This window comes from Pseudomonas sp. P867, assembly GCF_019891455.1.
GTDB classification, from domain to species: domain Bacteria; phylum Pseudomonadota; class Gammaproteobacteria; order Pseudomonadales; family Pseudomonadaceae; genus Aquipseudomonas; species Aquipseudomonas synxantha_A.
The window spans coordinates 256,989-268,624 of the sequence record NZ_JAFLXB010000007.1; the positions used below are offsets into that span (position 1 = coordinate 256,989).

The following is an 11,636-nucleotide window of genomic DNA, read 5'->3' on the forward strand; positions in this document are numbered from 1 at the left end:
CGGCTGTTATCGAACATGGATGGTTCAGCTGAACTTGCCGCTGATGTAATCCTCGGTCATCTGCTCACGCGGGCTGCCGAAAATCTGCGCAGTCGGGCCCATTTCCACCAGGTAGCCAGTGCGCGTGCCTTGGGAAATATCCACCGAGAAAAACGCCGTGGTGTCTGCTACCCGGATGGCCTGCTGCATGTTGTGGGTCACCAGTGCGATGGTGTAGTCCTTCTTCAATTCCACCATCAGCTCCTCCACCCGGCGGGTCGCGATAGGGTCGAGAGCCGAACACGGCTCATCGAGCAACAGCACTTCCGGCTCGGTGGCGATGGCGCGGGCGATACACAACCGCTGCTGCTGACCACCAGAGAGCGACAAGCCACTGACCTTGAGCTTGTCCTTGACCTCATCCCACAGCGCCGCGCCTTGCAGGGCGTGCTTGACGCGGTCGCCCAGGTCGCCTTTGTAGCGGTTCAGGCGCAGGCCGAACGCGACGTTGTCGAAGATGCTCATGGAAAACGGGTTGGGCTGCTGGAACACCATGCCGATATAGCGGCGTACCACCACCGGGTCGACGCCCTTGCCATACACGTCCTGGCCGAGGAAATGCACGTGGCCCTCGAAGCGAAAGCCCTTCACCAAATCGTTCATGCGGTTGAGGCTGCGCAGCACAGTACTTTTGCCGCAGCCCGACGGGCCGATAAACCCGGTGATCTTGTTTTTTTCAATCGGCACATGGCTGTCACGCACCGCCATGAAGTTGCCGTAGAAAATCCTGTCCAGCTTGCAGTCCATGACTACAGGCGACTGGGTGACAAACGGAGCGGCTATTTGCGCAGTTGAGACGTTCAAAATTCAGATGCTCCCGTTCTTAATACTTGGGCTTGCCGAAGATACGGCTGACAATATTGACAACCAGCACAATCATCACCAACACCAACGAGGCCGCCCAGGCGAGCTCAAGCTGGTTGTCGAACGGCATGCCGGAGAAGTTGTAGATCAGCACCGCCAGCGAGGCCGTGGGGTTCATGACCGCGAGGTCGCCGTCGTGGTAGATCCAGTAGTTGCTGAACAGCGCGGTAAACAGCAGCGGCGCGGTTTCACCGGCAGCCCGGGCCACGGCGAGCATCACGCCGGTGAGGATCGCCGGCAGGCCGGTCGGCAAGATGATTTTCCAAATCACCTGCGAGCGCGTGCAGCCCATGCCGTAGGCGGCGTCCTTCATGATCTTGGGCACCATGCGCATCGACTCTTCGGCGGTGAGCACCACGATCGGCAGCATCAGTACCGCCAGGGCTACACCGCCCGCCGGCGCCGAGTAAGTACCGGTGGTCATGACCACCAGGGCGTAGGCGAACACCCCGGCCAGGATCGACGGCAGGCCCGTGAGCATCTTTGCGGCAAAGCGCGCAGTGTTCGCCAATTTGCTGTCCGGCCCCAGTTCGGCCAGGAAGATCGCCGCCATGATGCCGACCGGCACCGCGATGGCAGCAGCAATGCCGACCATCACAAAGGTGCCTGCCATGGCGTTGCCGAAACCGCCGCCGGTTTCGAAGCCGGTGGGCGGCAGTTCGGTAAACACTTCCAGGCTCAGGCGTGCGCCACCACGGGTGATCAGCATGTAGAGCACGGAAATCAGCGGCACACTGGCCAGCAGCGCGCCCAGCCAGACCAGCGTTGTCAACACCAGGCTGCGCAGGGCGCGGCCTTCGAACTTGCGCTGCAGGCTGGGCACCGCGGTGATTGGGGACGTGAGGTCAGTCATTGTTTAGTACCGCGCTGGGCGTAGAGCATGATCATGGAACCGATGACGTTCACCAGCAGCGTGATAAACATCAGCACGAGCGCGGCGTACATCAACACCTCGATCTCATTCGGCCCGGCTTCGGGAAAGTTCAGCGCCAACAAGGCCGCCAAGGTATTGGCCGGCGCAAACAGCGACAGTGAGATGTTGTTGGCGTTGCCCACCAACATCGCCAGCGCCATGGTTTCACCCAGCGCGCGGCCGAGGCCGAGCACCAGCGAACCGAAAATACCGGTGGCGGCAGAAGGCACCATCACCTTGAGAATCGCCTCCCAATGGGTAGTCCCCATACCGTAGGCAGCCTGCTTGGTTTTCATCGGCACGCTGGTCAGGGCGTCCTGGGACACGGCGGCAATCGTCGGCAGAATCATGATCGCCAATACCAGCGCCGCAGGCAGCAACCCTGGCCCGCTCAAGGAGGTGCCGAAAAACGGGATCCAGCCCAGTTCACTGTTCAACCAGGTGGTCAGTGGCCGGATCGCCGGGATCACCACGTAGATGCCCCACAGGCCATACACCACGCTGGGGATGGCCGCGAGCAATTCAACGATGGTGCGAAACACCGCCGCCAGCTTCGCCGGCAGGAAATCCTGAGTCAGGAAAATCGCCATGCTGACGCCGAAAACCCCTGCAATCAGCAGCGCAATCAGGGCGCTATAGAGCGTGCCCCAAATCGCTGGCAGGATCCCGTACTTGCCTTGGTTGACATCCCAGACACTGCCAAAAAGCACGTCGAAACCGTGCTTCTCCATGCCGGGAAGAGCCTTGCGTCCCACCTCGAATACCAAGGCTGCGACCAACGCCAGAATCAGTACCACCCCGATTCGCGCAAGCCCACGGAAGGTGCGATCGACCAGGAAGTCTTTTGCAGAGGGGGGTTGGCAGGCAGAATCCGGGTTAACCGGAACGACGAAAGGTTTGATCATGGGCGAATTCCGGAACAAGGGGGGAAACGCTCCCGGCCTGGCTGACAGCCCAGGCCAAGAGCGACCTCACGGGTGTTACTGGATGTTGGCGGAAGCTTTACGCACCTGATCGACCACCGATTGCGGCAGTGGGATGTAGCCCATCGAGTCGGCGATTTTCTGCCCCTCGGTCAAGCTGTATTCGACCATTTCGCGCATGGCCTTGGCCTTGGCCGGATTACCGTTGTCCTTGCGGAAGATCATCCAGGTGTAGGACGTGATCGGGTAGGACTTGGCACCGTCCGGATCCGGCAGCCAGGCCACCAGGCTTTCCGGCATTTTCACTGCTGCCAGGGCCTCGGCACCGCTCTCGGCGTTCGGTACCACGTACTGGCCGGCCTTGTTCTGCAACTGGGCGAAGTCGACCTTGGCCAGCTTGGCGAAGCCGTACTCAATGTAGCCAATCGCGCCTGGCGTCTGGCGTACGGTGGCGGTCACGCCATCGTTCTTGGGCGACTTGATGAATTTGTCGCTGGCTGGCCAGTTGACAGTGTTGCCCTCCCCCAGCGCCGTTTTGAATTCAGGATTGATGGTCGCCAAATGCTTGGTGAACACCGCCGTGGTGCCGCTGGAGTCTGCACGCACTACCACGGTGATCGGTGTGTCGGTCAGTTTCAGGTCCGGGTTGGCGGCGACTATCTGTGGGTCGTTCCACTTGGTGATCTTGCCCAGGAAGATATTGGAATAAACGTCGCGTGGCAGCTTGAGGCCCTTGGGGTTGCCCGGCAGGTTATACGCCAGCACGATTTCACCCGCGGTCATCGGCAGCAATTGCACGCCTTCGGCCACCTTGGCGATGTCTTCATCTTTCATGGCCGAATCACTGGCGGCGAAATCGACGGTTTTATTCAGGAAGTCCTGCACACCTGCGCCGCTGCCCTTGGATTGATAATCCACAGTGACGCCAGCGGTCTTCTTGCTGAAGTCCTTGAACCAGGTGAGGTAGATCGGTGCAGGGAAGCTGGCGCCGGAGCCGGTGAGACGCACGTTTTCGGCGGCGAAGGTCATGGAGGAGGCACACAGAGAAACCGTAACGGCCAGTGCTGCAGACTTCATCAAGCTTTTCATTAAAAGAACTCGTTGTGGTGACGGGCTCCCGAACTGTGCAGCAGGGTTGTTACATTTTTATGAAAATTGAGTGGCGAACCGGGGTTTTGTCCCTGTTTGCCGCTACAACGATGTATTTTCGGGCGATTGGTTAGTAACAAATTGCGTCTAAAATGCTGCGATCCCCTATGGCGGCATAGGTATCTACACATCTTTTGATACGGCGCTGTACCTGTGGCGAGGGAGCTTGCTCCCGCTGGCGGCCTCAGGGCCGACCCGGGTGCTGGGTCAGATCGAGTACATATCCGTTATTTAAGTAACGGCCACTATTGGTTCCGCTCTTACAGCGGCTCACTTTTGAAAAGCGCAAAAGTGAGCAAAACGCTCTTGCCCCACCACTCGGCACCTCCCTCAGGCTCGGTGTGCCCGTAATCCGACAGGGATTTGGGGGGCCGCCGCCCCGCGCCATCCATGGCGCGGGGCGGCTAAACCGGCATCCCTGCCGGTTTACCCCCAAACCCCTGTCGAATTCCGGCCAGCGTGGTTTAACGGGGCGCCTAAGATCAAAAGCAGATCAAGAGCAGCTCGCTTCGCATCGTGGTTACCGTAGGGGGCTGCAAACTGAAGTTGTGTAGATACCCATGCCTATGGCGAGGGCGCTTGTTCCTGCTGAGCTACGCAGCACCCCCGCCCCCGCAGGGCTCATGGCTGGCGACAAATCAAGGCGGCCCCCCTGATCTCGGCGCCATCGGCCGTTTCCTTGCCATCTGCCACAGCCATGCTGTCTGCCCCAAGAACCGCCGCCCGGTTGAGCGCCCGTCGCAAGGTGTCATCCGGCCCAGACCCCTGCACGGTGAACATTTCAATCAGTCGACACTGGTTCGAAGACGAGGCAGTGACCAGGTTGACGTTAAAACCGCGCTCGGTCAGTTGGGTGGAACACGCAGGCAATACGCTTACCGCCGCAAATGCCAGCGTTACCGGAAAAAGATTGTGCATAGCATGACTGCCTCTAAGTATTAAGCGCTAAAACGCCTGGAGGTAACGTAGCGTCAGTTGCGTTCCTTGGGCGCGATTTTCAGCGCCACTTTCAAAATACAGGTTCGCAAAGAATGTTCGCTTGCCTTGCTGATACATCACGCCGGGTCCTATGCCTACCACTTGCTCCCTGGAGTCCTGTTGCCGATGGCCATCGATACGGTCATCGCTGATCTGCTTGAGTTGATACCCCGCCACGCCGACCCGCCAGCGTTCGGCAACGGCGTAGGACACCGCGAGGTTACTGTGGATCGCTTGGCCCGGCTGGATACTGCTGGCGTTCAGGACCGAGGCCGGGTCGTGATTACGACTGGACCATGCGTAGTTGAAACGGCCGCTCACCTCCAGGCGATCGGTCAACTCCCAGGTAAATACGTAATGAGGGTTGAATACCCAGACATTGCTGCCGGTAATGATGCTTGAATTCTTGTCGTAAGAGCCGGTGGGCAATGAAAACACGAAGTTCAGGCGCTGCCAGTAAGGCCGACCGAAGAACGAAACAGGCGCCCACTGCAACAGAAACGGGCTGACGACCATGTCGCCCTGGCGGGTGCGGCGGCCCTCGGGGCCATGATCGATATCCAGTTCCAGGTTCACCAGCGGCAACAATACCTCAGCGCCGTAATTGGCCCCCAACAGCGTCTTGTCACTGAAGTAGGCCAAGTGCGGCAGCACCGTGGTGCTGTGCACCTGCTGGCGCCCGGGCAGCGAATGGCCGTGGGCATCGTAGGCCGAGTGACTGCGGTAGTACTGCACTGGCAACTCGAACAGCGCGCCGGGGCCGGCGACCCCGTCCATGAAACTGGCATTGCCCAAGGCCAGGGGCGGCAGGCTGACACTGTCCGCCTCGCTGGTGGCGCAGGCCAATGCCGAGCTGATGCCCAGAACCCGAATCCATTGTGTTTGACGCATACAGCACCTTCATTGACTGCCGATTAAAAAACGGCGAATGGGTAATCCACGATCACCCGGTACTCATCGGCATTCGAGTTGCCACGGGTATTGCCCGGCGCGGTATAGCCTTGGCCGGATCGATGCGCGGCCCAGCGCAATGTGACGTTCAAGCCCTTGGCCTTGCCGCCCGGCACCGCATAACGCAGGGCGACGTCGCGTTCCCAGTGGTGCGCATCCTTGCCCGCAGCGTTATAGATGTAGCCGTAGCCGGTGCTGTTGGGGTCGACTCGCGTGAGGTTCGCTTCACCCCGGGTGTAGGAGGTGCTGAGCTGAAAGTCCGGCGCGTTGATGAAGGCCAGGCTGGTCTGGTATTGGATCTTCCACGACTTTTCACCCGGGGCATTGAAGTCGGCGTATTGCTGGGAATTGTTCAGGTACATGAACGTGCGGTCGTCCTGCACGACGTAGTCGAACGGCGTGTCACCGTCGACCTTCTGCACACCGAGGGTCAGGCTCTGGCCTGCGCCGGACAGGGTCAGGCCGCCGGTGTAAGTATTGTTGTCGATGCGCCCCAAGTGGCTTTGGCCCTGGTCACGGGTCTTGAAGTAATGCACATACGGCGTCAGCGTGACCCCATGGTTCAACGTGAAGGGGTAGCTGACCCCAGCGTAATACTGGCTCCAGATATCGCTGAGCTGGCCGCCATACAGCGTCAGCGTAACCCCGCCCGGCGCACTGTAAACGCCGCCCAGCCAGCTCATGTGCGAACTCTCGCGCTCGGCCGCCACACCGGCCTTGTTGCCAGTGCCGTAACTGGTGGTCAGGTGGCTCTGGCCGCTCTGGTTGCGCAAGCGTGTGGAATCGACCCAGCCGGTATCGAGGGTCAGGTTTTGCAAGCTGTAGTTCTTCAGTGTCACACCGCGAAAAGTCTGCGGGACCACACGGCTCACTCCGCTGGCCACCAGTGGGTTATCCAGGTACTGGTCACCGGCCTGCACCAGGCTGCCAAAACCGCGCAGCTTGAGTGCCGCGCCCGCTGCAGAGAAGTCTGACTCCGGGGCCTTTTTCGAATCCAGCGGCAGCAAACCCGCCCCGCCACTGCCTCCACCGCCATCGAGCTTGAGACCATAGAACCCATGCACATCGACCCCCACACCAATCGGCGTGTCGGTGTAACCCGAGCGAAACGACAGGTACACACCTTGCACCCATTCACGCTGATCCAGGCGCGACGGCGTGTTGTGGTTATCGCGGCCCAGGTAGTAATTGCGCAGCAGCCCATTGAGGGACGAGCCGCCGACAAATCCCGGCGTCACCGCCAGTTCGGCTTTCTGTCGTTCATTGATACCGGTGCTGAGGTTATCCCGTTGGCCCAAGGAGTTATCGGCCTGCACGCCCGCCGCCGAGAGTGACACCGTGAGCGATATGGAGACACGCACGATCCGCTTGAAAATAGGCATCAGCGTTGCTCCTGTGGTTGTTCAATCACCGTCACGGTCGCCGTAGTGCCCGCGCGCAAGCGGCCCTATCCCAGGAGCAAGTGCAAGCTGCCAATACATCGTCAGCCTGCATTCCAGGCTTACTTGCCTTCAGTCAACGCGTTGTAGCTGGTGAACAGGTTGCGGTAGTCAGGGATGTGGTTGGAGAACAACGTCCCCAAGCCTTCGATATCGTTGCGCCAGTCGCGGTGCAACTCACAGGCCAGGCCGAACCAGGTCATCAGTTGCGCGCCGTTGGCCGACATGCGGGCCCAGGCCGATTGCTGGGTCAGCTCATTGAAGGTGCCGGAGGCATCGGTAACCACAAACACCTCGAAGCCTTCCGCCAGCGCCGACAGCGCCGGGAACGCCACGCACACTTCGGTCACCACGCCGGCAATGATCAGTTGCTTCTTGCCGGTGGCCTTGATGGCCTTGACGAAGTCTTCGTTGTCCCAGGCATTGATCTGCCCAGGACGGGCAATGTACGGAGCGTCCGGGAACAGCGCCTTGAGTTCCGGTACCAGCGGGCCATTGGGGCCGGTTTCGAAACTGGTGGTCAGGATGGTCGGCAGCTTGAAGTACTTGGCCAGGTCAGCCAGGGCCAGCACGTTGTTCTTGAACTTGTCCGGGTCGATGTCGCGGACCAATGACAGCAGGCCAGCCTGATGGTCGACCAACAACACAGCGGCGTTATCTTTGTCCAAGCGAACGTAAGGTGTAGACATCGTGATACTCCTGATAAAGAAGGTGACGCCCCGAGTGGGCGCCCGGTAAAGAACCCAGCGTGTTTACTTGCGCTGTGAGTCTAGTTCTTCGTGATTGTTTGCCACTTCCTGAGCCTTGATGTAGCTCTCGATCAGCAGTTGGTAGTGCGGCATCGCCTGGGTGTAGACGTTCGCCCACTCCTGGGCATCCGGGCGGTTCCAGGAACCTTGCAGCTCCGACAGCGTGCCCATGATGTCGATCGGCACTGCGCCGGCTTGGGCCAGGCGCGCGATGGTCAGGTCAGTGGCGAGCTTGGAGTGGTTGCCCGAAGCGTCGACCACCGCAAACACCTTGTAGCCTTCATGCACCGCCGCGATGGACGGAAACGCCAGGCATACGCTGGTCAGGGTGCCGGCGATCACCAGGGTTTTCTTGCCGGTGGCTTTGACGGCGGCGTGGAACTCAGGGTTGTCCCAGGCGTTGATTTCGCCGCGGCGGGCGACGTATTGGGCGTGCGGCGCAGCCTCGTGGATTTCCGGGATCAGCGGGCCATTGGGGCCTTGTGGAACCGAAGCGGTAGTGATGACCGGGATTTTCAACAGGGTCGCGGCCTTGGCCAGCGCGATAGCGTTGGCGCGCAATTGAGGAACATCAATGTCCTTGACGATCTGGAACAGACCACTCTGGTGGTCGATCAGCAACATGGCCGTGTCGGCGGGATCAATCGTCGGCTTTTGACCATTGAAGTTTGCAGCGTTACCTGATGCAGTCATTTGCATTTCCTCTTTGCTTGGATAAACCTCCCTGGAATGGTGTGCCGGAACAGTGCCCGGCAGTGTCTGCACTTCCTGTATAGACACGCTCCGACCGGTATCCACGACTTGCGCCTGTAGGACACCTGCGAAAAAACAATGGAGCCACCTTAATCATCAGGTTCAGGGTTAGGTAGTGGCTGAACCGGGCCGCTGCATCTCAAAAATGGAACGATGTGCCGCCCCTTCCACATTGGATCAGGCTCGCCTCAATGGCTGGTCATGCCAGCCATGTGCATCATCCAGCGCAAGCCACTCGCAAGGATGCCGAGGGCGAGCACGCTGGCGAACCAGATAGCGATCAGCCAGAACACCCGCTGGTACCAACGGCCAGCAGGCCGCGGCTTTTCACCCTTAGTGGTAGCCATCGCCAATCCTCACTTTGCCGCGGAATACGTAGTAGCTCCAGCAGGTGTACATCAGGATGATCGGCAGGATGAACAGCGTGCCGATCAGGATGAACAACTGGCTCGAAGGCGGCGATGCAGCGTCCCACAAGCTGATGGATGGCGGCACAATGTTCGGCCAGATGCTGAAGGCCAGCCCGATATACCCCAGGAACACCAGCATCAGGGTGAATACGAACGGCCAGTGCGAGTGGTGTTGGCGCAACGTTTTCAACAGCCCCACCAGTGCCAGTACGCCCAGCAGCATCAGGCCGCCAAACACCACAATGTGCGCCTGGGCAAACCAGCGCACGGCGATTTCCGGGTGCAGCCACGGCGTCCACACGCACAGCACCGCCACCACCGCCATCAGCGCGAAGGCCAGATAGCGGCTGAACAGGCGCATGCGCGATTCGAGCATGCCTTCGGTCTTGACCAGCAACCAGGTGCTGCCCAGCAACGCGTAGGCCACCACCAACCCAACCCCGCAGAACAGCGGGAATGGCGAGAGCCAGTCGAGGCTGCCCCCGGCAAACTGGCGATTGACCACCGCGATGCCGGCGATGTAGGTGCCGATCACCACGCCCTGGCAAAAGGTCGCCAGGAACGAGCCGCCGATAAACGCCATGTCCCAGATATGCCGCTTCTGCGGGCTGGCCTTGAAGCGGAATTCAAACGCCACGCCACGAAAGATCAGCCCGGCCAGCATGAAAATCAGCGGTAGGTACAACGCCTCCAGGATCACCGAGTACGCCAGCGGAAACGCCCCATACAACGCCGCGCCGCCGAGTACCAACCACGTCTCGTTACCGTCCCATACCGGCGCCACGGTGTTCATCATCACGTCGCGCTCCTGCTCGTCCGGGATCAGCGGAAACAGGATGCCCAGGCCCAAATCGAAGCCATCCATGATCACGTACATCATCACCCCGAAGGCAATGATCACGCCCCAGATCAACGACAGGTCTATACCTACAATGCCCATGTGCAATCCCTTTGATCAGTTGGTGTGGTCGCCGGACGCGAGCGTCTCGGTGACAGCGGACAGAGGACGGCGCGGTGTGCGTTCCTGGCCGGGGCCGCCCTGTGGCGGATGGTCGTGATGGGGCTGCGGGCCCTTGCGCACCAGCTTCATCATGTAGCCGATACCCACGGCAAATACCGAGAAGTAGATCAGCACAAACAACGCCAGGGAGATGCTCAGTTGCGTGACGCTGTGATTGGACGCCGCGTCTGCGGTACGCATCAGCCCGTAAACCACCCACGGCTGGCGCCCTACTTCAGTGGTGATCCAGCCGGCCAGCATGGCGATCAGCCCGGTCGGCCCCATGAACAGCACCAGGCGCAGGAATAACCGATTGCGATACAGCGCGCCGTTACGGCGCAACGCCAAGCCCAGTATCCCAGTGAGGATCATCAACATCCCCAGCCCGGCCATGATCCGGAAACTGAAGAAAATGATGCTCGAGTTCGGCCGGTCTTGCTTGGGGAAGCTCTTGAGCGCCGGGATCTGTTTGTCCAGGCTGTGGGTGAGGATCAGGCTGCCCAGGTACGGGACTTCTATCGCGTAGCGGGTCTTTTCGGCCTCCATGTCAGGGATACCGAACAGCACCAGCGGCGTCGCGCCGTTACCGACGTTTTCCCAATGCCCTTCAATCGCAGCAATTTTCGCCGGCTGGTGCTCCAGAGTGTTCAAACCATGGGCATCACCGACGACCGCCTGGATCGGAGCCACGATCAACGCCATCCACAACGCCATCGAGAGCATTTTACGCACTGCCGGGGTGTCGTTTTTACGCAGCAAGTGCCAGGCCGCCGATGAGCCGACGAAGAACGCCGTGGCAACAAAGGCAGCGATTGCCATATGCGCCAGGCGGAACGGGAACGACGGGTTGAAGACGATGGCGAACCAGTCCAGCGGCACCACCCGGCCATCCACGATGGAGAAGCCCTGGGGCGTTTGCATCCAGCTGTTGGACGCCAGGATCCAGAACGTCGAGATCAACGTCCCGATGGCGACCATCACCGTAGAAAAGAAGTGCAAACCGCGCCCTACCCGGTTCCAGCCAAACAGCATGACCCCGAGGAAACCCGCTTCCAGGAAGAACGCCGTCAGCACCTCATAGGTGAGCAACGGCCCGGTGATGCTGCCGGCAAAGTCCGAGAAGCGACTCCAATTGGTGCCGAACTCGTAGGCCATGACCAGGCCCGAGACCACGCCCATGCCGAAGTTGACGGCGAAGATCTTCGACCAGAAGTGATACAGGTCCTTGTAGACCGCGTTGTTGGTTCTCAGCCACAAGCCTTCGAGCACCGCCAGGAAACTGGCCAGGCCGATGGTGATAGCGGGGAAAATAATGTGAAACGAGACCGTGAAGGCGAATTGAATTCGCGCAAGGTCCAGCGCCTCGAAATTTAACATGGCAATACCCTTATTGAAACACGATGCTCACGCGCACCCGGCCCGGCGTGCCTCAGGCCTCGTGGCCTGGGGCAAACGGATGTGCAGTGAT

The 11,636-nt window shown here is 60.0% G+C and carries 12 protein-coding genes; all 12 read right to left on the reverse strand.

The features are described from left to right. Positions 1–24: 24 nt before the first annotated feature. Positions 25–786: a phosphate ABC transporter ATP-binding protein PstB gene (gene pstB, locus J1G33_RS15400; protein ID WP_019817112.1), complete on the reverse strand. Its 762-nt coding sequence runs from the start codon at positions 784–786 to the stop codon at positions 25–27. A gap of 76 nt (positions 787–862) precedes the next feature. Next, entirely contained in the window at positions 863–1,756 is an 894-nt protein-coding gene (gene pstA, locus J1G33_RS15405; protein ID WP_005788134.1) for a phosphate ABC transporter permease PstA, read from the reverse strand. After that, positions 1,753–2,721, reverse strand: a complete 969-nt coding sequence (gene pstC / locus J1G33_RS15410; RefSeq protein WP_005788132.1) for a phosphate ABC transporter permease subunit PstC — start codon at positions 2,719–2,721, stop codon at positions 1,753–1,755. The genes pstA and pstC overlap by 4 nt, the downstream gene beginning before the upstream one ends. Before the next feature lie 75 nt (positions 2,722–2,796). Then, complete coding sequence (gene pstS / locus J1G33_RS15415; protein WP_005788130.1) at positions 2,797–3,828, reverse strand: phosphate ABC transporter substrate-binding protein PstS; 1,032 nt, start codon at positions 3,826–3,828, stop codon at positions 2,797–2,799. A gap of 681 nt (positions 3,829–4,509) precedes the next feature. Beyond that, positions 4,510–4,806, reverse strand: a complete 297-nt coding sequence (locus tag J1G33_RS15420; protein ID WP_223018350.1) for a hypothetical protein — start codon at positions 4,804–4,806, stop codon at positions 4,510–4,512. A gap of 27 nt (positions 4,807–4,833) precedes the next feature. Further along, complete coding sequence (locus J1G33_RS15425; protein ID WP_223018351.1) at positions 4,834–5,757, reverse strand: transporter; 924 nt, start codon at positions 5,755–5,757, stop codon at positions 4,834–4,836. 23 nt (positions 5,758–5,780) lie between these two features. Next, positions 5,781–7,199 carry an OprD family outer membrane porin gene (locus J1G33_RS15430; RefSeq protein ID WP_223018352.1) on the reverse strand — a complete coding sequence of 473 codons (1,419 nt, stop codon included), beginning with the start codon at positions 7,197–7,199 and terminating at the stop codon, positions 5,781–5,783. Between the two features lie 119 nt (positions 7,200–7,318). Further along, positions 7,319–7,945 carry an isochorismate family cysteine hydrolase YcaC gene (gene ycaC / locus J1G33_RS15435; protein WP_003191542.1) on the reverse strand — a complete coding sequence of 209 codons (627 nt, stop codon included), beginning with the start codon at positions 7,943–7,945 and terminating at the stop codon, positions 7,319–7,321. A 63-nt stretch (positions 7,946–8,008) separates the two neighbouring features. Further along, the gene (locus tag J1G33_RS15440; protein ID WP_032875555.1) at positions 8,009–8,698 is read right to left on the reverse strand and encodes an isochorismatase family protein; all 690 of its coding nucleotides are present in this window, start codon (positions 8,696–8,698) and stop codon (positions 8,009–8,011) included. 248 nt (positions 8,699–8,946) lie between these two features. After that, entirely contained in the window at positions 8,947–9,105 is a 159-nt protein-coding gene (locus J1G33_RS15445; RefSeq protein WP_103734436.1) for a DUF2474 domain-containing protein, read from the reverse strand. Continuing rightward, positions 9,092–10,108, reverse strand: coding sequence for a cytochrome d ubiquinol oxidase subunit II (gene cydB / locus J1G33_RS15450; RefSeq protein ID WP_078821305.1), 1,017 nt, complete (start codon positions 10,106–10,108; stop codon positions 9,092–9,094). The genes J1G33_RS15445 and cydB overlap by 14 nt, the downstream gene beginning before the upstream one ends. 15 nt (positions 10,109–10,123) lie before the next feature. Further along, the gene (locus J1G33_RS15455) at positions 10,124–11,545 is read right to left on the reverse strand and encodes a cytochrome ubiquinol oxidase subunit I (protein WP_032875561.1); all 1,422 of its coding nucleotides are present in this window, start codon (positions 11,543–11,545) and stop codon (positions 10,124–10,126) included. Positions 11,546–11,636: the final 91 nt, after the last annotated feature.